This is a genomic window from Streptomyces sp. NPDC090499 (genome assembly GCF_044769305.1).
Taxonomy (GTDB): Bacteria; Actinomycetota; Actinomycetes; order Streptomycetales; family Streptomycetaceae; genus Streptomyces.
The window spans coordinates 26,990-47,742 of the sequence record NZ_JBIVXP010000036.1 but is presented as its reverse complement, the minus strand read 5'-3'; the positions used below and the strand labels follow the sequence as shown (position 1 = coordinate 47,742).

The 20,753-nt window shown below is 72.1% G+C and carries 23 protein-coding genes and 1 pseudogene; 6 read left to right on the top strand and 18 right to left on the bottom strand.

What is annotated here, in order from left to right:
* Window positions 1-159: 159 nt before the first annotated feature.
* Window positions 160-723, top strand: a complete 564-nt coding sequence (locus ACIQVL_RS50540; protein ID WP_403479155.1) for a hypothetical protein — start codon at window positions 160-162, stop codon at window positions 721-723.
* On the opposite strand, the pseudogene ACIQVL_RS50535 reads toward ACIQVL_RS50540, so the two are convergent.
* Window positions 718-1,649, bottom strand: a pseudogene (locus ACIQVL_RS50535) (IS5 family transposase). The gene ACIQVL_RS50540 and the pseudogene ACIQVL_RS50535 overlap by 6 nt on opposite strands.
* 214 nt (window positions 1,650-1,863) lie before the next feature.
* Here ACIQVL_RS50535 and ACIQVL_RS50530 point away from each other — a divergent pair.
* From ACIQVL_RS50530 to ACIQVL_RS50510, 5 genes are all read left to right on the top strand, one after another.
* Window positions 1,864-2,472, top strand: a complete 609-nt coding sequence (locus ACIQVL_RS50530; RefSeq protein WP_403425651.1) for a flavin reductase family protein — start codon at window positions 1,864-1,866, stop codon at window positions 2,470-2,472.
* A 147-nt stretch (window positions 2,473-2,619) separates the two neighbouring features.
* Window positions 2,620-3,051 (top strand): GntR family transcriptional regulator, encoded by a 432-nt coding sequence (locus ACIQVL_RS50525; protein ID WP_403479154.1) that lies wholly within the window; start codon window positions 2,620-2,622, stop codon window positions 3,049-3,051.
* Between the two features lie 430 nt (window positions 3,052-3,481).
* The gene (locus tag ACIQVL_RS50520; RefSeq protein WP_403425655.1) at window positions 3,482-4,261 is read left to right on the top strand and encodes a polysaccharide deacetylase family protein; all 780 of its coding nucleotides are present in this window, start codon (window positions 3,482-3,484) and stop codon (window positions 4,259-4,261) included.
* 115 nt (window positions 4,262-4,376) lie between these two features.
* Window positions 4,377-5,180 carry an SDR family NAD(P)-dependent oxidoreductase gene (locus tag ACIQVL_RS50515; protein WP_403425656.1) on the top strand — a complete coding sequence of 268 codons (804 nt, stop codon included), beginning with the start codon at window positions 4,377-4,379 and terminating at the stop codon, window positions 5,178-5,180.
* A gap of 16 nt (window positions 5,181-5,196) precedes the next feature.
* The gene (locus tag ACIQVL_RS50510) at window positions 5,197-5,946 is read left to right on the top strand and encodes an SDR family NAD(P)-dependent oxidoreductase (protein ID WP_403479158.1); all 750 of its coding nucleotides are present in this window, start codon (window positions 5,197-5,199) and stop codon (window positions 5,944-5,946) included.
* Here the strand turns inward: ACIQVL_RS50510 and ACIQVL_RS50505 are convergent.
* From ACIQVL_RS50505 to ACIQVL_RS50425, 17 genes are all read right to left on the bottom strand, one after another.
* Window positions 5,943-6,998 (bottom strand): MBL fold metallo-hydrolase, encoded by a 1,056-nt coding sequence (locus ACIQVL_RS50505; protein ID WP_403425658.1) that lies wholly within the window; start codon window positions 6,996-6,998, stop codon window positions 5,943-5,945. The genes ACIQVL_RS50510 and ACIQVL_RS50505 overlap by 4 nt on opposite strands.
* The gene (locus ACIQVL_RS50500) at window positions 6,995-8,545 is read right to left on the bottom strand and encodes a class I adenylate-forming enzyme family protein (protein ID WP_403425660.1); all 1,551 of its coding nucleotides are present in this window, start codon (window positions 8,543-8,545) and stop codon (window positions 6,995-6,997) included. The genes ACIQVL_RS50505 and ACIQVL_RS50500 overlap by 4 nt, the downstream gene beginning before the upstream one ends.
* Before the next feature lie 63 nt (window positions 8,546-8,608).
* On the bottom strand, window positions 8,609-8,929 hold the full coding sequence (locus tag ACIQVL_RS50495; RefSeq protein WP_403479153.1) for an EthD family reductase: 321 nt from the start codon (window positions 8,927-8,929) through the stop codon (window positions 8,609-8,611).
* Window positions 8,930-8,948: 19 nt separating this feature from the next.
* Complete coding sequence (locus ACIQVL_RS50490; RefSeq protein ID WP_403425664.1) at window positions 8,949-9,332, bottom strand: nuclear transport factor 2 family protein; 384 nt, start codon at window positions 9,330-9,332, stop codon at window positions 8,949-8,951.
* Window positions 9,329-9,679, bottom strand: a complete 351-nt coding sequence (locus ACIQVL_RS50485) for a nuclear transport factor 2 family protein (RefSeq protein WP_403425667.1) — start codon at window positions 9,677-9,679, stop codon at window positions 9,329-9,331. The genes ACIQVL_RS50490 and ACIQVL_RS50485 overlap by 4 nt, the downstream gene beginning before the upstream one ends.
* Before the next feature lie 100 nt (window positions 9,680-9,779).
* The gene (locus ACIQVL_RS50480; protein WP_403425668.1) at window positions 9,780-10,406 is read right to left on the bottom strand and encodes a TetR/AcrR family transcriptional regulator; all 627 of its coding nucleotides are present in this window, start codon (window positions 10,404-10,406) and stop codon (window positions 9,780-9,782) included.
* Window positions 10,407-10,522: 116 nt separating this feature from the next.
* A complete protein-coding gene (locus tag ACIQVL_RS50475; protein ID WP_403479152.1) occupies window positions 10,523-11,311 on the bottom strand; it encodes an enoyl-CoA hydratase/isomerase family protein in 789 nt (262 codons plus the stop codon).
* Window positions 11,308-12,069 (bottom strand): SDR family NAD(P)-dependent oxidoreductase, encoded by a 762-nt coding sequence (locus ACIQVL_RS50470; protein ID WP_403479151.1) that lies wholly within the window; start codon window positions 12,067-12,069, stop codon window positions 11,308-11,310. Before ACIQVL_RS50470 ends, ACIQVL_RS50475 begins: the two co-directional genes overlap by 4 nt.
* 5 nt (window positions 12,070-12,074) lie before the next feature.
* Window positions 12,075-12,851 carry an SDR family oxidoreductase gene (locus ACIQVL_RS50465; RefSeq protein ID WP_403479150.1) on the bottom strand — a complete coding sequence of 259 codons (777 nt, stop codon included), beginning with the start codon at window positions 12,849-12,851 and terminating at the stop codon, window positions 12,075-12,077.
* On the bottom strand, window positions 12,848-14,062 hold the full coding sequence (locus ACIQVL_RS50460) for an acyl-CoA dehydrogenase family protein (RefSeq protein WP_403479149.1): 1,215 nt from the start codon (window positions 14,060-14,062) through the stop codon (window positions 12,848-12,850). The genes ACIQVL_RS50465 and ACIQVL_RS50460 overlap by 4 nt, the downstream gene beginning before the upstream one ends.
* 12 nt (window positions 14,063-14,074) lie before the next feature.
* Window positions 14,075-15,055, bottom strand: coding sequence for a phosphotransferase family protein (locus ACIQVL_RS50455; RefSeq protein ID WP_403479148.1), 981 nt, complete (start codon window positions 15,053-15,055; stop codon window positions 14,075-14,077).
* Window positions 15,052-16,263, bottom strand: coding sequence for an acyl-CoA dehydrogenase family protein (locus ACIQVL_RS50450; RefSeq protein WP_403425680.1), 1,212 nt, complete (start codon window positions 16,261-16,263; stop codon window positions 15,052-15,054). Before ACIQVL_RS50450 ends, ACIQVL_RS50455 begins: the two co-directional genes overlap by 4 nt.
* 89 nt (window positions 16,264-16,352) lie before the next feature.
* Window positions 16,353-17,501: a thiolase family protein gene (locus ACIQVL_RS50445; RefSeq protein ID WP_403479147.1), complete on the bottom strand. Its 1,149-nt coding sequence runs from the start codon at window positions 17,499-17,501 to the stop codon at window positions 16,353-16,355.
* Window positions 17,498-17,869, bottom strand: a complete 372-nt coding sequence (locus tag ACIQVL_RS50440; RefSeq protein ID WP_403479146.1) for a Zn-ribbon domain-containing OB-fold protein — start codon at window positions 17,867-17,869, stop codon at window positions 17,498-17,500. The genes ACIQVL_RS50445 and ACIQVL_RS50440 overlap by 4 nt, the downstream gene beginning before the upstream one ends.
* Window positions 17,854-18,642, bottom strand: coding sequence for an enoyl-CoA hydratase/isomerase family protein (locus tag ACIQVL_RS50435; protein ID WP_403479145.1), 789 nt, complete (start codon window positions 18,640-18,642; stop codon window positions 17,854-17,856). Before ACIQVL_RS50435 ends, ACIQVL_RS50440 begins: the two co-directional genes overlap by 16 nt.
* Window positions 18,643-18,733: 91 nt before the next feature.
* The gene (locus ACIQVL_RS50430; RefSeq protein WP_403479144.1) at window positions 18,734-19,867 is read right to left on the bottom strand and encodes an acyl-CoA dehydrogenase family protein; all 1,134 of its coding nucleotides are present in this window, start codon (window positions 19,865-19,867) and stop codon (window positions 18,734-18,736) included.
* An 11-nt stretch (window positions 19,868-19,878) separates the two neighbouring features.
* Window positions 19,879-20,685: an SDR family NAD(P)-dependent oxidoreductase gene (locus ACIQVL_RS50425; RefSeq protein ID WP_403425689.1), complete on the bottom strand. Its 807-nt coding sequence runs from the start codon at window positions 20,683-20,685 to the stop codon at window positions 19,879-19,881.
* Window positions 20,686-20,753 lie beyond the last annotated feature (68 nt).

Sequence of the window (20,753 nt, the reverse complement as noted above, 5' to 3'; positions counted from 1 at the left end):
GCACCTGGCACATCGCACCAGCCAGTGCATGAGCGGAGGGCTGTCCGGCCTGACGGCCGGACAGCCCTCACCAAGATCTTCATCAGCCTTCTAGGCGCTGTCCGGGCGATCATGCGATTGCTTGGGAGCGGGTTGCCAGTGCTGTAGGCGTCTGGTGGCGTGAGTTCGGTGGAGAACGGCAAACTGTGCGGCGTGCAGGCGACTCGATTGGACGATGGTGACCTTCGGTGGGTCTTTCCCTACCTTGACGACGTGGGTGAGGTCGGCCGCTATGTGAGCCAGGCCGATGAGCGCATCGTGTTGCTGGCGTCGCATCTGGGATCGCGAGCGACCTGGACGGGATGTGGTCTCGAGTTCCATCACATGCCTGGCGCTGCCGAGGCGGATCTCTTCGGAGCCGCAAGTGCACCGGGGGTGGAGTTTGTTCTGTGCCTCGATCGGGTTCCTGTTGGGCGGGACAACCGTAATCGCCACTCACTGCCGGGTGGCTGGGCCGTGACGGCCGACATCGTGTTGGACTGCGATCGTGTCGAGGATTGCGGTGGTCATTACCTGGAGCAACGTGAGGATTGCTTCGCCACACCGCTGGACGCTGCGCGAGCCTTGGCAGCCGGTGCACAGTGGCTCTGGGAACGGGGCTCGGCTGAACCTGCCGGAACTTGGGCGAACCGTAACCGGCCCGACCTGCATACTCTTCCTTCACCGGAGCATGGCCGGTCATGAACGGAGCCAGATGGTGACGGCTGCGACAGTCACGGTGCCGAGGAAGAGGTAGCGGCGTTTGTCATAGCGGGTGGCCACCGCGCGATGCTGCTTCAGTCGGTTGATGGCCCGTTCGATGGTGTTGCGCTTCTTGTATCGCTCTTCATCGAAGCCGGGCGGCCGTCCTCCGCGTGATCCTTTGTGCAGGCGGGCGACCTGACTGTCGGCCTTCTCCGGGATCGTGTGGCGGATGCCACGTTTTCGCAGGTACTTGCGAATGGGTCCATTGCTGTACGCCTTGTCGGCAGCGAGGCTGTCCGGCTTCTTGCGGGGCCTGCCCGGGCCCGGTCTGGGAACGCGGATCTTCTCCAGGACGGCCTTGAACTGGGTGCAGTCCGCCCGCTGGCCTGGCGTGACGATCAGGGACAGCGGGCGGCATCTGCCGTCCGCGCTCAGGTGGAGCTTGCTGGTGAACCCGCCGCGTGAGCGGCCCAGGCCCTCACCTCCAGCACCACCTCCACCAGGCGGGCGACCAGGCTCTGCCATGGCTTCTCGTGCTGATGTTCCACCTCCTCGGCCCCCTTTGAGGGGGGTGCCGGCGGCGGATCGGTGCGGGCACCGGCCGCATGCTGATGCGCGCGGACGATGGTCGAGTCCACTGAGACGTCCCAGTCAATCTCGCCGGTCGCATCCGCCGCGGCCTGGACCTGCTGGAGCAGGCGTTCCCAGGTCCCGTCGGCCGACCACAGCCGGTGGCGTTCGTAGACCGTCTTCCACGGGCCGAACCGTTCGGGTAGGTCACGCCAGTGCACTCCGGTCCGGACCCGGTGCAGAAGCCCGTCGATTACCTGCCGGTGGTCCCGCCACCGGCCACAACGACCGTTGCTGACCGGCAGAAACGGCCGCAGCCGTTCCCACTCGGCATCTGTCAGATCGCCCCGCCCCATGTCCACATCAACGACGCCGGCACGAAGCAGTCACATGATCGGCCGGACAAGTCCTAGGACGGCGCGACGCCCTCGACGGCGGCGTGGGGTGCGGGGAAGGCGCACCGCGCTCGGAGCCGCCGGGCCGCCCGAGGAGACAGCCGGCGCGTGAGCCGCCACGACACACCCGACCTGGCTGCGGTGGGCTCGGGTGTGCCGGTCCGATACTCGGTCCATGCGCGTGGAATACACCCCTGAGGCCATGAGCAGCACGGACTTCTACAGGTTTCTGACATCGGTCGTCATTCCCCGGCCGATCGCATGGGTCTCCACGATCACACCCGACGGAAGGACCGAGAACCTCGCCCCGCACTCCTTCTTCAGCATCGCCAGCACCGATCCCCCGATCGTCCAGTTCACCTCGATCGGCCGGAAGGACTCGCTGCGCAACGTCGAGGAGACCGGGGAGTTCGTCGTCAACTTCTCGTCCGAACCGCTCCTGCAGCTGATCAACGCCACGGCCATCGACTTCCCGCGCTCGGTGAGCGAGTTCGACACCGCGGGCATCGAGCGGGAGGCCAGCCGAAGTGTCCGTCCGCCCAGGGTGGCGGCCGCCCATGCGGCTCTGGAGTGCCGTTCCCACACCACCCTGCGCATGGGCAACTGCACCTTGGTCTTCGGGCGGGTGCTCCATGCCGCGATCGACGAGAGGTACCTCGCCGGCGGCCGCCCCGACAGCGCGTTGCTGCGCCCCCTGACCAAGCTCGGCGGCGACGAGTGGGGCACCCTGGGCGAGGTGCTGCACCTGAACCGCATCCCGTACGAGGAACCCGGCACCGCCTGACTCCCCTGGTGTCCGGCACGGGCGGCATGCCTCCGGCGGCACCCCGATCCCACCAGTGCGCCCACAGGCGTTTGACAGCACCACCGGACATCCACCATGCTTCCATTAATTCATTAGCACAAGCATGGTGGAACCGAGGAAGACGACGTGATCGACTACCGGATCGACCGTGGCAGCGGCGTACCGGCCTACGTCCAGATCGTCGAGCAGACCGAACGAGCGCTCCGGATGGGCTTTCTCAAGGTCGGGGACAAGCTGCCCACGGCCAAGGAGGTGGTGGCGGCGACCGCCATCAACCCCAACACCGTGCTCCGCGCCTACCGGGACCTGGAACAGGCCGGCCTGGTCGAGCTCCGGCGCGGGCTCGGAACCTTCGTGACCCGGTCACTGGCCCGGCCCGGCGCGCAGGACGACTCGCCGCTGCGCCGGGAGGTCACCGACTGGGTGGCACGCGCCCTGGCCGAGGGCCTGGAACGGGCCGACGTCCTCGCCATGGTCACAGCGGCCCTGGACGCCCACGCCAACGAACACGACAGCCACACCCCGGGCGACCGGGAGCGCAGGAGGGGGGACGTATGACCGGGCCTGACGCGCGGCCGCGGTGCGGGCCGCGGGACTCGGATTCCGGTACCGGAGGCGGGGCGCCTGGGCCCTGCGGGACTGCGGGTTCACCGTACCCGGCGGCCGGATAGCCGACCTCGTCGAACGTAACAGCGGCGGCGGCGAGAGCACCGGCGGCCCCGCTGTCGGCCCGCGACCGGGAACCGGGCCTGTCCAAGGCCCTGGTCCGGGCGTTCCCGGGGCAGGGGCTGGGGCCGGTGTCCGCGACGGCGCTGTCCGTCATCTGCATGCCGGGGCTCTCCCTGCTGGTCCACAGCTGACGGAGCGTCGGCTCGGGCGCCGTCCGAGGTATCGCCTGACGCTCGGCACACGGCCGCGGGACCTCTCCGCGCGGCCCGTCCTCACCTGCACGCGGTAACTCCGCGACTCCACCGAAGAAAGGGCTCATATGCTCTTCGACGCACGTTCCAGACGGTTTCGCATACGCATCGCCGTCGCGACAGCGGCGGCCGCCGTGGTGGCCGTCGCCGTGACGCTGGCACTGACGGTGACGACCTACGATCACACCTCGCCGCGTGCCGCCCGGGCCAAGGCATCGGGATCGGTGACCGCAGGCGTCGACTGCCGCAAGGCGAAGTGCGTGGCCCTCAGCTTCGACGGCGGCCCCAGCCCGACGACTCCCCGGCTGCTGGACATCCTCAAGCAGCAGCACCTGCACGCCACGTTCTTCGTGCAGGGCAGGGGGCACATCTCGAAGTACCCCGGCATCCTGCGCCGCATCGCGGAGGAGGGGGACGAGATAGGCAACCACACCTGGACCCACCCGAGGCTGACCGATCTCGACGAGGCCGACGCCCGTGCGGAGCTGACCCGGACCCAGAACGCCATCGAGAGGATCACCGGCACCAGGCCCGTCCTGATGCGTCCGCCGGAGGGCCGTACCGACCGCAAGGTGGCCAGGATCTGCCGGGAGCTGGGCCTTGCACAGGTGCTGTGGAGCGTCACCGCCAAGGACTACGAGACGACCGACTCGGCCCTGATCACCGAGCGGGTGCTCGACCAGACCCACCGCGACGGCATCATTCTGCTGCACGACCTGCACAAGGGGACCGTGCCCGCCGTTCCCGGGATTCTCAAGGCGCTCAAGCAGCGTGGCTACACCGTCGTCACGGTGTCGCAACTGCTCGCCCCGGCCAAGCCCCGGCCCGGGATGGTCTACCGGCCCTGAGGCAGCTCGCCGGCGCTCCCACCCCTTGTCGCTCTCCCCCTCAGGAACCTAGACTCCGTTGGTGAACTGAAGTTGGTTCAGTTCACGATCCGTCTCGGACGGAAGGGAGCGGACGGTGGATGGTTCCCTGGAGGGCAGGGTCGCGCTCGTCACCGGCGCGGGCCGGGGCATCGGCCGGGCCATCGCGGTGGAGGCGGCCCGGCAGGGTGCGTCGGCCGTGGTGGTCGCCGACCTCGACGCGGCGGCCGTCGGCGAGACCGCCGAACTGGTGCGTGCCGAGGGGGCGAAGGCCGAGGCGGTCGGGTGCGACCTGCGGGTGCGCGACGACATCGAGGGCATGGTGACGCGGTGCGCCGAGCGCTTCGGCGGCCTCGACGTGCTGGTCAACAACGCCGGAGTGATCGACACCGCGTTCACCACCGGCCAGGACCACGGGGTCGGCTCGCTCCCCGAGGAGGTCTGGGACGCCGTCTACGAGGTCAATCTGAAGGCCGTCTGGCTGACGACCAAGTTCGCGGCGCCTCTGCTGCTGCGGTCGACGCGCGGCCCGGCCATCGTCAACACCGCCTCCGTCTCCGGCCTGGTGGGCTTTCCCGACTGCCCGGCCTACGGAGTCACCAAGGCCGGTGTCATCCATCTGACCAAGGTCACCGCGGTCGACCTGGCCCCGGTGCGCTGCAACTGCCTCTGTCCCGGCGTCATCGACACCCGGCTGACGCAGGACCACTGCGCCGCGGCCGAGGATCGCGGAGCGACGGAACGGGCGCTGTTGGCGCCGCAGTTGGTGGACCGGCTGGGGCGGCCGGAGGAGGTGGCGCGGCTCGCCTGCTTCCTGGCCTCGGACAGCGCGGCGTTCATCACGGGTGCCGCCCATGTGATCGACGGCGGCGCGCTGGCCTGGCGCGGTGTCAAGCGCTGAGGGAAGGACGCACATGATGGAGACGAGGCTGGGCGGCCGGGTGGCCCTGGTGACCGGCGCGAGCGGAGGCATCGGGGACGCCGTCGTCCGGCGGCTCGCGGCCGAGGGGGCCACCGTGGTGGTGACCGACGTCGACGCGGAGCGCTGCGAGCAACTCGCCGCGGAGGTCGGGGGCGGGGCCCTCGGGCTGGCGCTGGACGTGACCGACGAGTCGGCCTGGGAGGGCGTCGTGCACCGGGTGGCCGGCCGGCTCGGCTCGCTGTCCGTGCTGGTGAACAACGCCGGGATCGCCGCGATGCGCACCGTCGAGACGGAGACCCGGGAGTCCTGGGACCAGGTGATCGCGGTCACCCAGACCGGTGTCTGGCTCGGCATGAAGCACGCCGGCGCGGCCATCGAGCGGTCCGGCGGCGGTTCGGTCGTCAACGTCGCGTCGATCTTCGGTACGGTCGGCGGCTTCGGCTCCCAGTTCTCGTACCACGCGGCCAAGGGAGCCGTACGCCTGATGACGAAGAACGCGGCGCTGCACTGGGCGCGGCGCGGCGTCCGGGTCAACTCCCTGCACCCCGGCTTCATCGAGACGCCCCGGTCCCGTGAACTGTGGCGGGGCACACCGCGGTTGGCCGCGATGCTCGACGGCACGCCGCTCGGTCGGCTCGGCACGCCCGAGGAGGTCGCGGCGGCCGTGGCGTTCCTGGCCTCCGACGACGCGAGCTTCATGACCGGCTCGGAGCTGTACGTCGACGGAGGCTGGACGGCGCGCTAACCGGCGTGCGCGCCGTACCGGTCGACGCCGTCGGCCGACCGGGTGCGCCGGACGTGACCGCGGGCCGCCAGTACGTCGAGGTGGGCCGCGGTCTCGTTGACCGCGAGCATCTGGTTGAAGGCGTTCAGGTCGGCGAAGGCGACCGTGCGCCGCGTCCACCCCAACTCCGCCGCCACGTCGTGGGCGTTGAGCGTGCGGTCGCCGAGGACCGCCAGGGTCCGGGCGAGCCGGTCGTCGTGGTGGGCCAGCAACTCGCCGACCCGGGCGTGCACGCTGTCGCCCACCGGGCCGTGCGCGGGCAGCAGCCGGGCGTCCCGGAGCGTCGTCATCATCCGCAGCGAGTCGAGGTAGTCCCCCAGCGGCAGCTCGGCCGGGCCGAGTTCGAAGCCGATGGACGGGGTGATGTGCGGCAGGACGTGGTCTCCGGAGAAGAGCAGGCCTCGGGCGTGGTCGAGGTAGACGACGTGCCCCCGGGTGTGGCCCGGCGTCGGGACGACCTGCAACCTGGCGTCGCCGAAGCGGAGTTCCTCCGCCTCCAGCCAGCGGTCCGGGGCCTCCCACACGTCCGGGTCGAAGTCGCCGTGGTCCATCGCGGCCACCCGTTCGGCGAGTTCGCCCGCTCCGGAACGCGTCAGCGTCTGCAGCGAACCGGCCGGCTGCGTCGTACGGAGCGATCCGAGCAGTTCCAGGCCCCGGCGCTCGCCTGCGCCGAGGTAGACCCGGGAGCCGAGCAGCCTGCGCAGTGCGACGGCCTGGGTGTAGTGGTCGCGGTGGATGTGGGTGACCAGGATGTGGCTGATCTCGCCCAGGTCGTGGCCGAGGCCGCTGAGCGCGTCCTCGAGTGCCTTGCGGGACTCGGGGACCGACCAGCCCCCGTCGATCAGGACCAGCCCCTCCGCCAGGCCTTCCAGCGCGTACACGTTGACCGCGCGCAGTCCGTCGTCCGGCAGCGGCAGCGGGATGCGGTGGACGCCGGGCCGTACGGTCTCGGCGCCCGCCTCCGCCCACCGGCCGCGGTCGAAGCGAGGGGTGCGGGTCGTGGGGGAGGTCATGCGTCTCCTTGCCGGTGCGATGGGCGGTGCGGGTGCGGGGCCGGCTCCGGGGAGAGCCGGGTGTGCAGTTCGTGGGCGAGCCTGCGGGCTCCCGAACGGTCGAGCTTGCCCACCGTGGTCTGCGGCAACTCGGCCACGGTGAAGGCGAATTCGGGCCACTTGGCCTTGGACAGTCCGGTGCGGTCGAGGTGTGCGGTGAGGTCGTCGAGGCCGATGCCGTCGTGGCCGTCCTCCGGGACCACGAGCACGGCCGCCCGTTCGCCGAGCAGCGGGTCCGGCACCGGCACCACACACGCCCGCGCGACACCCGGGTGGGCGGCGACCGCGCGTTCGATCTCGGTGATGTCCAGGTTGCGGCCGCCCCGGATGATGACGTCCTTCTCCCGGCCCATGACGGTGACCGTCCCGTCGTCGCCGGTGGCCAGCAGGTCCCCGGTGGGGAAGAAGCCGTCCGGGGTGAGGGCGGGCGGTTCGACCTTGCCGTCACGGGCGTAGCCCAGGAAGAGGGAAGGGCCGCGGACCTGGGCCCGGCCGGTCGCTCCGGGGCCGAGGACGGTGCCGTCGGCGGCGACCGCGCGCAACTCGGTGCCGGGGAACGGGCGTCCGTCCCGGCCCAGCCGGATCTCCTCGGGGTCGTCGGGCCGCGGCGAGGTGTGCCCGAGGCATTCGGACATGCCGAAGACGCGCAGGATCCGGGTCCCGAGGGAGTGTTCGGCACGGGCGAGGGCGCCGCGGTCCATGGGACCACCGCCGACGGTGAGGGAACGGACGCCTTCGAGGACCCGTGATCCGGCGGCCGCCGAGCCCATCTGCAGTGCCATGGTCGGCACGCACATGGTCCACCGGACGTCGTTCGCGGACATCCGTGCCAGTGCCTCCTCGCGGTCCCAGCGGCCGCTCAGGACGAGCGGGCCGCCGAGCATCAGCGCCATGCCCACGCCGAAGCAGTACGCGGCGGTCGAGGAGAGGGGCACGACGGCGGCCACCGCGTCGCCGTCGTGCAGCCCGTTGATCTCGGCGGTGCGGGCGCACGCGTAGCGCAGGGCGCTCTCGGACTGGACGACTCCCTTGGGCCGCCCGGTGGAGCCGGACGTGAGGCCGATGAGCGCGCCGCCGGACCAGCGGGAGACGTCACGCGGGCCGTGGCCGGCGAGAGCCTGCCAGCCGTCGAGCACCCCGGCGGTCCGGGCACCCACCACGCCCTCCCGCGCCTGCCATCCCTCGGCCGCGGACGGCTCGGCGACGACGGTGTCGGGGCGGATGTCCTCCAGGGCCGCCGCGAACTCGGCCCGGGTCGTGTGGCGGTTGACCAGGGCCAGGACGCCGCCGGTCAGTCCCACGGCGAGGGTGGCGGCGACGGTGCGCCAGGAGTTGTCGGCCTGGAGCAGGACGGTCCCGCCGGGCGAGCCGTCCGGGGCCATGGCGTCGGCCAGTTCGGCGGCGCGCGCCAGCAGGTCGCGCGCGCCGTGCCGGCCCGTGTCGTCGACGACGGCTGTGAAGTCGGCCTTCTCCGCGCGTTGCTGGAACTCCCGCACTGTCTGTCGCATCCGCTGCTTCCTCGCCTCTTCGCGCGAAAGGTGGTGGTGGCTGTCCGGCTCCGAAGGGCACGCTCAGCCCGGGAACAGCTCCGTCTCGCCGCCCATGACGGCGATCCGCCGGCCCCGCATGTCCCCGACCTGGGCGACCGCGGCCGCCCACTCGGGGCTGTCCAGTGCCCTGCGCAGGTCCTCGGCGGTGTCGAAGCCCAGGACGGAGACCCCGTCCCAGCCCTCGGAGCGCGGTTCGAGGGCCGTGTCGATGTCGGTGTGCCGCCAGGACCGCAGACCGGGCAGGGCACGGGTGAGTTCGGCGTGTTCGCCGCGCCACCAGTCGATGAACTGCTCGTGCGTCCACTCGGGCGGCCGGGCGGCCAGCAGGACCAGGTTGTACATCGCGCCCTCCTCGGGCTTCTCAGGTGAACAGCACCTCGGGCGAGCGCCCGATCATCAGCTGCCGCAGCCGGCCGGTCTCGTCCAGCCGCGCGCCGGCCACGAAGGTCGCCTCCGGCACCCCGGAGCGCCGGACCTCGCCGAGGAACAGTTCGTCGCGGCCGACGGTGCCCGCCGTGAGCAGGTGGTGGGTGCGGACGCCCACCTCGCGCTGGGCGAGGTAGCCCGTCAGCTCGGCCCGGCCGCCGTGGAAGTCGGTGGCGCCGCCGTCACCGGTCGAGAAGAGAATGGAGAACGAGAAGTCGTCGCTGATCAGGTCCAGGATGCGGTCCGCGTCCTCGCTGTCGAGCAGGGCGAACCAGCGGGTCAGGAACGCTGCGGTGGACTGCGCGGCCGGGGCGGTCACGGCCGGTCCACCAGGTCGAAGCCGGTGGTGAAGAAGGACTGGTAGCGGGCCATCAGCCCGGCGGGCGAGACCTGTACGGCGGAGAGGAACGCCCCCGTGGTCACGCCCTTCTCGACGACGAAGCCGTACGCGGTCTCGACGTCGCCGTCGACCGCGTACCTCTTGATCTCATGGGTACGGTCCACAGCCGCACGCCCGGCTATGTACGCGGCGAACTCCTCGCGCGAGGACCCGCTGCGCTCACCGCCGGGCAGGGCGATGAGGAACCGGAAGCCGGGCTCCACCAGCTCCAGGGCCTTCTCCGGATCCTGGCCGTCCATGCGGGCCATGTATTCGCGAAGCACCATTGCCGATCGCTCTCCCTACCGAGACCTAGTGACAACCTGAGTTCAGTTCAGTTTGATCCCGAGACGGCCGCCCCGGCAAGAGGCGGGACGGACCCGGAGGTTATTCGGCGACCATGCGCACCACGCATCCCTCGATCATCTCGCTGATCTCGGAGAGCGGGATCGCCCCGGTCGGGCGGTACCAGCGCCAGACGCTGACGATCATGCCGAGCACGGCCAGGCCGAGGGTGTGGGCGTCACGCAGCGGGAAGGCGCCCTTGGACATGCCCCGCATCAGCAGGTTCGTCCAGTCCCGCTCGACCATCTGCACGAGCTGGCGGGCCGCGACCCGCTCGGTCTCCTCCCGCCGGGACCTGCGCGGGTTGGCCAGCAGCGACATGTTCGCCTGGAGGATGCGCATCTGGCGGATCTCCTGCTCGGTGACCGCGAAGGCGGAGCGCACCGCCGCGCGCACCTCGTCGACCGGCTCCGTCACGTCCTTCGTGGCCTCGACGAACTGGTCGTGGGAGCGCTGGAGTTCCAGGCGCATGATGGTGAGCAGGCAGTGGGCCTTCGACTCGAAGTAGTGGTAGAGCGCCGTCTGCCCGATACCGACCCGGTCGGCGACCTCGGACCACTTGGTGCTCTCGTAGCCGTCCTCCCCGAACCGCTCCACCGCGGCCACCAGGATGGCCGCCCGCTTCGACCTGGGCCCCTCCTCCGGATCCACGATCCGCGCCCTTGCCATCGTCTCTCCCTCTGCTCCACGGCCGGATCCGATCACCGTCCGGTCGTCCGAGAGTAGACCCAAGTTCAGGTTGGCTTCGAATCGACGGGACACGTGGGTCCGGACGGCCCCGTCCGTCACCGCGCTGCGGCCCGTGTGTAGTCCGGCCGCCGCCGACCGAGGAACGCGGCCATCCCCTCCTGTCCCTCCGCCGTCACGGCGGCCGTGGCCATGCGGCGGGCCTCCGCGTCGAGCTGTTCGCCGAGCCCGGCCGCGAACGCGCCGCCGACCAGCCGCCGGGTCACGCCGTAGGCCTCGGTGGCCCCGCGTGCCAGCGTCCGCGCGGCGCCCTCGGCTTCCTCCCGGAGCCGCTCGGGCGCGACCACCCTGCTCACGAGCCCGATCTCCAGGGCCTCCGCGGCAGGCACCCTCCGGTTGGTCAGCAGCAGGTCCAGGGCCCGCTTGGGTCCGACGAGACGGGGCAGCAGCCAGCTCACCCCGGCGTCCGGCGTGTACCCGATCGCGGTGTAGGCCGCCGTGAAATGGGCGTCCGCGGCGGCGAAGCCGAGGTCGGCGGCCATGGCCAGCCCGAGCCCGGCCCCGGCGACCGCCCCCTGCACGGCCGCCACCAGCGGCGCGTCGAGGCCGGCGAGGATCCGCAGCGCCGCGTGCAGCGCGCCGGTGACTTCGGTGAGGTGCCCGGCCAGCCGCTCCCGGGGCAGGGTGCCGAACTCCTTCAGGTCGCCGCCCACACAGAAGGACGGCCCCTGCCCGGTGAGCAGCACCGCCCGCACCCGGGCCGCCTCGCACTCCTGCGCCGCCGCCAGCAGTCCCTGCGCCATCGCGAGGTCGATCGCGTTGCCCGACCCCCGGCACATCTCGACGTGCGCCACCCCGGCGTCGTCCACCTCGACAGTGATCCTCATCGTGCCGTCCACCCGCCGTCCACCGTGAGCACCTGGCCCGTGCAGTACGCGGACGCGTCCGAGGCCAGGTACAGCAGCGCTCCGTCCAGCTCGCCCGGTGCACCGCCGCGCCCGAGCATCGTGCCGCGCTCCACCCAGCGCCGGGAGCGTTCGTCGGCGAACAGTCCATCGGTCATCTCGGAGCGGAACCAGCCGGGTGCGAGGGCGTTCACCCGCACCCCCGCCGCTCCCCACTGCCCGGCCAGCTCACGCGTCAGCCCGAGGAGCCCCGCCTTGGAGGCGGCGTAGGCGGCCCCGCCGAGCGGAGCACCGGCCACGAGCCCGAGGACGGAGGAGACGTTGACGACCGATCTCGTACGGTCGCCGACGTGCCGTGCCTCGGCGAGCAGCCGGGCCAGGTGGAACGGTGCCACGAGGTTGACGGCCAGGACGTCCGCGAAGTCGCCGGGACTCTCGTCCTGTGCGCGTACGGCGCCGGCTGCCCCCGCGTTGTTGACCAGGACGTCGAGCCGGCCGCCGTGCGTGAGGGCGGTCTCCGCCAGCCGGACGCGGTCCGCCTCGCTCGCCACGTCACAGACCACCGGACGGATGCGCGGGTTCCCGTCGGCGAGTTCCTTGAGCCGGTCCGGTCGTCTGGCCGCCGCGAACACCGTGGCCCCCGCGGCGGCCAGCACCGTCGCGAAGCGCGCGCCCAGCCCCGACGAGGCGCCGGTGACCACGGCCGTCCGGCCGTCCAGCGAGAACAGGTCCACGCCCACGCCGGTCACCCTTCCACCCCGATCGGCAGGGCGGTCGCCCCGCCGTCCAGGACGAGCGTCTGACCGGTCATCCAGGACGAGGCCCCGGACGCGAGGAACACCGCCGCGTCCGCCACGTCCTCGACCGTGCCCAGCCTGCGCAGGGGCAGCCGCGCGGTGAGGATCGGCTCCCGCGCCTCCCATACGGCCCGCGCCAGTTCGGTCTTGATCAGGCCGGGCGCGATGGCGTTGACCCTGGCGTGCGGTCCGAGTTCGTAGGCGAGCTGCCGGGTCAGGTGGAGCATCGCCGCCTTGGTGGCGTTGTACCAGCCGATGTGCGGATCGACGACCAGCCCGCCGACGGAGGCGATGTTGACGACGGCTCCCCCGTGCTCGCGCATCCATGCCTGCCAGGCGTGCCGGGTCCACACGACCATGCCGTACTGGTTGACCTCGACCGTCTTCTGTGCGCGCGCCGGGTCGAGGTCGAGGAGGGGGCCCATGTAGGGGTTCGTGGCCGCGTTGTTGACCAGGATGTCGAGCCGGCCGAACCTGCCCACGGTCTCCTCGGTGCACCGCTCGGCGTCCTGGGGCCGGCCCGCGTGGGCGACCACCTCGTGCACCTCGCCGTCGCCCTTGACCCGCAGCAACTCCTCCCGGGCGGCGGCCAGTCCGTCCGGCTTGCGGGCGGCGATCACCACATGGGCGCCCGCCTCCCGGTACGCCTTCGCGATGCCGAGGCCGATTCCCCGGGAGCCCCCGGTGATCACGGCCACCCGGCCGTCCAGTGCTGGTCCGTTCACGCCGACTCCTCGGGATACCTGGCCAGTTCGCGCCGGGCCACGGTGCGCAGGTGCACCTCGTCCGGGCCGTCCGCGATCCGCAGCGCCCGGGTGATGGCGTAGAGCCGGGCCAGCACGGTGTCGTTGCTGACCCCGGCCGCCCCGTGCGCCTGGACCGCCCGGTCCACCACCCGGTGCGCCACCTCCAGCGCGGCGACCTTGATCGCGGCGACCTCGGTACGGGCGGCCGCGTTGCCCGAGGTGTCCATCAGCCAGGCCGATTTCAGGACCAGCAGGCGCAGCTGCTCGATCTCGATCCGGCTGCGGGCGATCCACTCGCGCACGACGCCCTGGTCGGCGAGCGGGCCGCCGAAGGCGGTACGGGTCAGGGCCCGGCGGCACATCAGCTCCAGGGCGCGTTCGGCGAATCCGACCGCCCGCATGGCGTAGTGCATCCGGCCGGGCCCCAGCCTCCCCTGGGCCAGCGCGAACCCCTCGCCCTCGCCGCCGAGCAGCGCGGACACCGGCACCCGCACGTTCTCGAAGAGCACGTCCCCGTGGCCGCAGCGGTCGGTGTAGCCGAACATGGGCAGATCGCGCAGGACGGTGATGCCCGGGGTGTCGCGCGGGATCAGCACCATGCTCTGCTGCCGGTAGGTGGGTGCGCCGGGATCCGAGACCCCCATGAGGATGATCAGCCGGCAGTCCGGGTCGAGGATCCCGGAGGTGTACCACTTGTGGCCGTTGACGACGTACTCGTCGCCGTCCCGGGTGATCCGGGTGCGGATGTTGCGTGCGTCGGAGCTGGCCACCTCGGGCTCGGTCATGGCGAAGCAGGAGCGGATCTCGGCGGCCAGCAGTGGGCGCAGCCAGCGGTCCTGTTGTTCCGGTGTGCCGTAGAGGGCGAGCAGTTCCATGTTGCCGGTGTCCGGGGCCGAGCAGTTGAAGACCTCGGGTCCGATGACGGAGCGGCCCGCCAGCTCGGCGAGTGGCGCGTATTCGAGGTTGGTGAGGCCGGCGCCCAGGTCACCGTGGACGAGGAAGAGGTTCCACAGTCCCTCGGCGCGCGCCTTCTCCTTCAACTCCCGCAGGACCGGGGGGAGTTCGTGCGGGTTGCCCGCTTCGGCGAGCTGCCGGTCGTGGACGGGTTCGGCGGGCAGGACGTACTCCGCCATGAACGCGGCCATGCGCGAGCGGAGTTGCTCGGCCCTCGGCGAGAGTCCGAAATCCATGATGCGGCTCCTTCAGGACCGTGGGGAGCGTCGGGCGAGGATGCCGGCGGCCGTGCGGATCATCGCCGCGATGGTCGGGGGCAGCCGTTCCTGGTCGGGGTCGTGGTGCTTGCCCTCGCGGTGCCTGCGCAGGTTGTGGCCCATGATCGCGGCCATCTTGGTGCGGGCCAGGGCGCGGAACCAGTCGAGGGCGGGCGGTTCGGGACGGCCGTCGAGGTAGGCGGTGAGCAGTTCCTCCTCGGTGGGCAGACCGGGGACCGCGCGGCCGAGGCGGGGGAAGTTGCGGTGGTCGGCGAAGAGCAGGAACCACGCGAGGTCGATCCGCGGATCGCCGTACCCCCAGATCTCCCAGTCGACGACGGCGGCGGGCCGCTCGCCCCGGCACAGGACGTTGCCGAGGCGGAAGTCGCCGTGGGTGAGGGCGGGGCTCGTGCCGTCGGGGACGCGCGCGGCCAAAGCCTTCAGCAACTCCGCTGAGCCGGGGCGGAGTTCGTCCGGGACCGCCCGCATGGTGCGGCTCCACCGTTCCAGCTCCCCTGCCGCGTCCAGCGTCTCGGGAGCCGCCGGGCCAGGCGTTCCGTGCAGGTCCCTGAGCACGTCGGCCAGGGCGAGCATGCGCGTGCGGCACAGCCCGGGGTCCAGGCGGTGTTCGTCGAGGACCGGCTCGACGGCCTCGCCGTCCACGAACTCCATGGCGAACCAGGCCGGTTCGGTCTCGTCCACGGCCACGACGGCCGGGACGGGCACCGGCGACCCGGCGAGCGCGCGCAGGATCCGGGCCTGCCGCAGTACGTCGTTGCGGCCGACGGCGCGCTGTCCCGGTGGCACCGCCTTCACGACGTACGACACCTCTCCGGCCGTGACCGAGTAGGTGAGGCCCGAGTGGCCGCCGGGCAGGGTGCGCAGATCGCCCGGCAGCTCGTGCGGGTGCCGGGCGGCGAGCCGGGCGCGGACCCGCCGTCCGAGGTCGGCTGCTTCGGTCGCCGTACTCAATTCCGCGCCCCCTTCGGCTCTTTGGGCAGCCGGAGCACGCGCTCGGCCAGGATGTTGCGCTGGATCTCGTCGCTGCCGCCGGCGATGCGGTAGCCGGGGGCGCCGAGCAGGTGCTCGGTCCAGGCGAAGGTGCCCCACTCCCCCGTGTCGGCGGCGAGCCGTGGTCCGAGGAGCTGCTGGACGAGGTCGGTGGTGGCACGCATGGTCGCGGTGGCGTGCAGCTTGCCGACCGATGCCTCGGCGCCCGGTTCCCGGCCGGCCGCCAGGGCCGCCGTCACCCGCAGGCCGGTGAGCCGTTGGACGAGCGTACGGACGTAGAGGTCGGCCGCCTGCTGCCGTTCTCCGCCGGTGAGCGGGCGGGGCAGCTGCCGGGCGAGGTCCAGGGCACGGTCGGCGTTGTCCAGGCCGAGGCCGCCGGAGTCGAGGCGTTCGGCGGCGAGCACGGTGAGGGTGACCCGCCAGCCCTCGCCGACCGGGCCGAGCCGGTCGGCGTCCGGCACGTGGACGTCGTCCAGGTACACCTCGTTGAAGCTGGAACCGCCGGTCATCTGCCGGATGGGCCGTACGGTCACGCCCGGCGCGTCCATCCGGACCAGGAGGACCGTGAGGCCCGCGTGCCTGGGGGCGTCGGGGTCGGTGCGGCACACGGCGACGCCCCAGGTGGCGACCCGGGCGCCGGACGTCCAGACCTTGTGACCGCGCACCACCCAGCCGTCACCGGCCCGTACGGCCCGGGTCCGGACGCCGGCCAGGTCGGAGCCGGCCTCGGTCTCCGAGAAGAGCTGGCAGGCGAGTTCGTCGGTACGGAGCATGGGGCGCAGCCAGCGCCGCTTCTGTTCGTCCGTGCCCCAGATGCGGATGGCGGGGGCGACGAGTTGCCGGGTCACCGGGAAGACCTCGGTGCGCCGCGGGACGTCGAAGGCCGCTTCCTCCGTCCGGTACAACTGCTCGTAGTGCGAGGGAAGTTCGCGGCCCCCGTACTCCGGTGGCCAGTCGAGGGCACCCCAGCCCTGGTCGTACCGGGTGCGCTCCCAGCGCCGTATCAGCTCGGTGTGGGCGTGCTCTTCCGCCTCGGTCCAGTTCTCGAAGACCGCCACCGAGTCGTCGCCGCGGCCCCATTCCTGGTGCGCGGCGCGCTCCTTCGCCACTCCGGCCAGCCAGTTGCGGGCCTCGGTGCGGAACTCCGCGGGCTCGGGAATGCCGCTCATGCTCCGCCCACCTCCCTTCTTCTCCTCGATGCCTCGATGCCTCGATGTCCCCGTGCCTTGATGTCCCGGGTCCCGGTGCCTGGATGCGCTCAGCGGGTCAGCACGGTGCAGGCGCTGACGCCCGGCGCCCCGTACACGTGGGTGAAGCCGGCCACCGGGTCACCCGGCACCTGGCGCTCGCCGGCCCGGCCGCGCAACTGCTGGACGACCTCGTGGACCTGGCGGAGCCCCGAGGCGCCGACGGGTTCGCCGTTGGCGATGCAGCCGCCGTCGGTGTTGACGGGCAGCGAGCCGCCGATCCCGGTCGCCCCGAAGGGGATGAGCGACTCCTGCTCGCCGTGGGCGCAGAACCCGCACTCGGCCAGGTGCATCACCTCGGCGCCGCTCTCGGTGTCCTGGAGCTGGCACACGTCGATGTCGGCGGGTCCCAACCCGGCCTCCTCGAAGGCATGTCGTGCCGCGTCCGCGCTCACGCCGGTCGGGGTCCCGGGCGGCGCCCAGGGGCTGAAGACCTCGAAGGAGCCGAACCTGCGGGTCCGCACGACGGCCGCCCGGAGCGTGACCGGTGTACCGCCGAGCTCGCGGGCCACGGCGCGGCTGCACAGCACCAGGGCGACCGCGCCCTGGCCGGGCGAGCAGAACATGTACCGGGTCAGCGGGTCGTTGACCATGCCGGACGCGAGGATCTCGTCGGCGTCGAGCGGCTTGCGCCGCCAGGCAAGGGGGTTGAGCGCGCCGTTCCGGTAAGCCTTCTCGGCGACCAGGGCGAGGGTGCGGGGGCTGATGCCGTGGTCGTGCATGTACCGCTGGATCTTCATCGCGAAGAACTGGGTGGTGACCATCAGTCCGTCGCGGCCGTAGGCCTCGTCGAGCCCCCAGTCGGCGGGCCGTGGGTCGAAGGCGCCGCGCGGGTGCTTGTCGAAGCCGACGGCCAGGGCGACGTCCGCCGCCCCCGACCGGATGGCGTTGACCGCCGACACCAGCGCGCTGCCGCCGGTGGCGCAGCCGTTGCGGACGTTGGTGAACGGCACGCCGGTCAGGCCGAGTTCGGAGACCAGCGTGTCGGCGTTGCCGGCCGCGTCGCTGCCGCCGTACGCGGCCCGCACCCGTGACCAGGGCAGTCCGGCGTCCTGCAGCGCGGCGCGCACGGCCCGCACGGCCAGCTCCCGGCCGCTCGCCTCCGTCCGGGCGAAGGAGGTGATCCCGGCACCGCAGACCAGCACGTCCTCGCCGCTCATACGACGGCTCCCGTGGCCCTCGGTACCCCGTCCCCCGCCGTGACGGTGACCGGCATGCCGATCTCCGCGTCCTCGGGCCGGATGTCCAGGGCGGCCAGCACCCGTACGCCTTCGGGGAGTTCGACGTATCCGACGGTGAACGGCGTGAACCCGGCGGCGGGCGGGACGTACGGCGGCGACTTGGGTGCGTACCGCTGCACGGTCCAGGTCCACAGCGTGCCCGTGGCGGAGAGTACGACCGGCTCGGCCGGTCCCCCGCAGCGGGGGCATCCGGGGCGGGCCGGGTAGGCGGTGACCGCGCAGTCGGCGCACCGGGAGCCGCGCAGCCGGCTCCCGGACTCCGCCGCGGTGCTCAGCGGCCCTTCCACTGCGGTTCCCGCTTCTCCAGGAAGGCCGCCACGCCCTCCGCCGCGTCCTCGGAGTTGAGCATCACGCCGACGGCGAGGTGTTCCATGACCATCAGGGACTGGATGTCGGCGTCGAGGCTCCGGTCGATGGTCATCTTGGTGATCCACATGGTGAACGGGCTCTTGTCGACGAGCTGGTCGGCGAACCCCTCGACGGTGGCGTCGAGTTTGTCGGCGGGCGCCGAGGAATTGATGAGCCCGAACGCGGCGGCCTCGACCCCGGTGAGCAGCTTGCCGGTGAGCATCAGCTCCTTGGTCTTGCGGACGCCGATCATGCGGGGCACCCGGTAGATCGGCCCCGCACCGCCGAACAGGGCGCGGCGGATGTGGAAGTCGCCGATCAGGGCGTCGTCCGCGGCGATCGCGAAGTCGCAGGAGATCATCAGCTCGAAGCCGCCGGCGGTGACATGCCCTTCGAGGACGGCGATCGACGGGGTCTTCATCGAGTACAGCCGGTCGCAGACCTTGGCCGACAGGACGGCGACGTCGATCGCGTTGGACCTGCCGACGAAGTCGGCCTTGAGGCTGTCCAGGTCGAACCCGGAGCAGAAGGTGTTGCCGCGCCCGCGCAGCACCAGCACGCGCAGTTCGGGGTCCGCGTCGACCTCGGTGATGATCTCGTCGAGGCGGTTGAGGATCGGCACGGTCACGCAGTTCTTCTTGTGCGGGCGGTTCAGCCAGACCCGCGCCACCTGTCCGTCCCGCTCGAACTGGATCTCGTCTTCGACTGCCATGAGCCCCTCCAAACTGAACTGAATTGAGTTCGATTCTGGGGGCGATGGATGCCCCTGTCAATGGTCGGGAAGATCGGTGACCCGCGAGCGGTCAGTCGCCGGCGCCGGTCAGGCCCAGCAGGTTGGCCAGGTGCAGGCGCTGGTCGTCCGCCGTGCCGAACAGCGCCTCGTCGGCTCTGGCGCGGCGCACGTAGAGGTGCGCCGGATGCTCCCAGGTGAAGCCGATTCCGCCGTGGAGCTGGACGTATTCGGTGACGGCCAGGCGATACGCACCCGTACAGGCGACCGCCGCGGCGCTCGCGACGACGGACAGCTCCGGCCGTCGCGCGGCCAGGCAGGCACTCGCGTACGAGGATGCCGAGCGGGCGCCCTCGACCGCGACGAGGAGGTCGGCCAGCCGGTGCTTGACCGCCTGGAAGGATCCGACGGCCCGACCGAACTGGATTCGGTGGGACACGTAGTCCAGGGTCGCGTCCAGCGCGTGGGCACTGCCGCCGACGTGCTCGGCGGCCAGGGCCACCCGTGCGGCGTCCAGCACGGCGGCGGCGATCGCCGGGACCTGCCCCGGCTCGCCGACCGGCTCGGCCGCGGCTCCCGTGAAGCGGAGCCGCGCCTGGCGCCGGGTGGGGTCGAGAACGCGGCGTGCCGTACGACGGCAGGTCGCGGCGTCGGGTGCGCAGGCGAACAGCCGCTCACCGTCCGGGGCGCGGGCCGCGACCAGCAGCAGATCGGCGCCCTCGCCGTCCGGCACGAAGTCCGCCTCGCCGCGCAGCACCCAGCCGTCGCGACCCCGCTCGGCGGTGACCCGGGCCGGGTGCAGCACTCCGGCGACGGTGGCCGTGCGGGCTCCGGAGGCGATGCCCGGCAGTCCGCGTTCGCAGGCCGCCCGGTCGCCGCTGGCCAGCAGTGCCTCCCCGGCCAGCACCGCGGTCGGCAGCAACGGTGCGGGACACAGGACCCGGCCCGTCTCCCCCAGGGCGACGGCGAGTTCGGCGAAGGTGTAGCCGGCACCGCCGTACTCCTCGGGAATCGCGAGGCCGTGCACGCCGATCTCGGCGGCGAGCCGGTCCCACAGCGCCCGGTCGAATCCGCGCGGGCTCGCGGCCTGTTCGCGGACCTGCTCGGGCCCGCAGGAACCGGTGAGCACATCCCTCAGCACCGCTCGTAGCTGGCGCTGCTCCTCGGTCTCGAGCAGCAGCGCGGGATCGACATCCAGCCGGACCATCCGAACCTCCCTCAGACCGTGAACCGTCCACCGTTGGCCAGCAGCACCGCACCCACGAGATTCGCCGCGTCGTCGCTCGCCAGGAACAGGGCGATGTCGGCGATCTCCTCCGGCGCGGCGTAGGGCCGGACCCGCGGACCGGCGAGGCCGCGCCGAAGCGCCGCGGGCGTGCGTTGTGCCATGCCCGTCTGCGTCGGCCCCGGTGCCACCGTGTTGACGCGGACGCCGAACGCGATCGCCTCCTTGGCGACGGCCTGGCTCAGCGCGTGCGCGCCGGCCTTCGACGCCGCGTAGTGCGGATAGCCGGCCAGGGTGTCGAAGGCCGAGGAGGAGCCGACGGTGACGACCGCGCCGGACCTGCGGGGCACCATGACGCGCAGTGCGGCGCGCAGCACGTGGAAGGTGCCGTCCAGGTTGACCCGCAGCACCCGCCGCCACGCGTCGTCGCCCAGCCTCGTGGTCACCTCGGGCGGCCGGTCGTCGAGCAGCGCCTCGGCGAGCCACTCCTTGGCCGCGGGGTCGTCGACGCCGGCCGCGTGCACCACCACGTCCAGACGCCCGTGCGCCGCGCTCGCCGCCGTGAACGCGCGGTCGACCCCGGCGGGGTCCGCGACGTCCATGGTCAGCGCGTGGCTGCCGGGCAGCTCCCCGGCCACGGTCGCGGCGGCGGCGCCGTCGACGTCGGCGGCGAAGACCTGCGCGCCCTGGTCGGCGAGTCGCCGGGCGACCGCCGCTCCGATACCGGACCCCGCACCGGTGACCAGAGCGATGCGTCCGCCGAAACGGCCCGCCCTCCCGTCACCGCGTTCGTCACCCATGGCGGTCTCCTCTCCCTCGATCCATCTCTTCTATACTGAACTGACTTCATTTTTGTTACCGTCTCGGT

What these genes read in the sequence shown, in the direction of transcription:
- ACIQVL_RS50530 (WP_403425651.1), top strand. Translation starts at nt 1,864, where the DNA reads ATGCGCGTGGAATACACCCCTGAGGCCATGAGCAGCACGGACTTCTAC.
- ACIQVL_RS50520 (WP_403425655.1), top strand. Translation starts at nt 3,482, where the DNA reads ATGCTCTTCGACGCACGTTCCAGACGGTTTCGCATACGCATCGCCGTC.
- ACIQVL_RS50510 (WP_403479158.1), top strand. Translation starts at nt 5,197, where the DNA reads ATGGAGACGAGGCTGGGCGGCCGGGTGGCCCTGGTGACCGGCGCGAGC.
- ACIQVL_RS50505 (WP_403425658.1), bottom strand. Translation starts at nt 6,998, where the DNA reads ATGACCTCCCCCACGACCCGCACCCCTCGCTTCGACCGCGGCCGGTGG.
- ACIQVL_RS50500 (WP_403425660.1), bottom strand. Translation starts at nt 8,545, where the DNA reads ATGCGACAGACAGTGCGGGAGTTCCAGCAACGCGCGGAGAAGGCCGAC.
- ACIQVL_RS50495 (WP_403479153.1), bottom strand. Translation starts at nt 8,929, where the DNA reads ATGTACAACCTGGTCCTGCTGGCCGCCCGGCCGCCCGAGTGGACGCAC.
- ACIQVL_RS50485 (WP_403425667.1), bottom strand. Translation starts at nt 9,679, where the DNA reads ATGGTGCTTCGCGAATACATGGCCCGCATGGACGGCCAGGATCCGGAG.
- ACIQVL_RS50480 (WP_403425668.1), bottom strand. Translation starts at nt 10,406, where the DNA reads ATGGCAAGGGCGCGGATCGTGGATCCGGAGGAGGGGCCCAGGTCGAAG.
- ACIQVL_RS50475 (WP_403479152.1), bottom strand. Translation starts at nt 11,311, where the DNA reads ATGAGGATCACTGTCGAGGTGGACGACGCCGGGGTGGCGCACGTCGAG.
- ACIQVL_RS50460 (WP_403479149.1), bottom strand. Translation starts at nt 14,062, where the DNA reads ATGGATTTCGGACTCTCGCCGAGGGCCGAGCAACTCCGCTCGCGCATG.
- ACIQVL_RS50450 (WP_403425680.1), bottom strand. Translation starts at nt 16,263, where the DNA reads ATGAGCGGCATTCCCGAGCCCGCGGAGTTCCGCACCGAGGCCCGCAAC.
- ACIQVL_RS50445 (WP_403479147.1), bottom strand. Translation starts at nt 17,501, where the DNA reads ATGAGCGGCGAGGACGTGCTGGTCTGCGGTGCCGGGATCACCTCCTTC.
- ACIQVL_RS50435 (WP_403479145.1), bottom strand. Translation starts at nt 18,642, where the DNA reads ATGGCAGTCGAAGACGAGATCCAGTTCGAGCGGGACGGACAGGTGGCG.
- ACIQVL_RS50430 (WP_403479144.1), bottom strand. Translation starts at nt 19,867, where the DNA reads ATGGTCCGGCTGGATGTCGATCCCGCGCTGCTGCTCGAGACCGAGGAG.
- ACIQVL_RS50425 (WP_403425689.1), bottom strand. Translation starts at nt 20,685, where the DNA reads ATGGGTGACGAACGCGGTGACGGGAGGGCGGGCCGTTTCGGCGGACGC.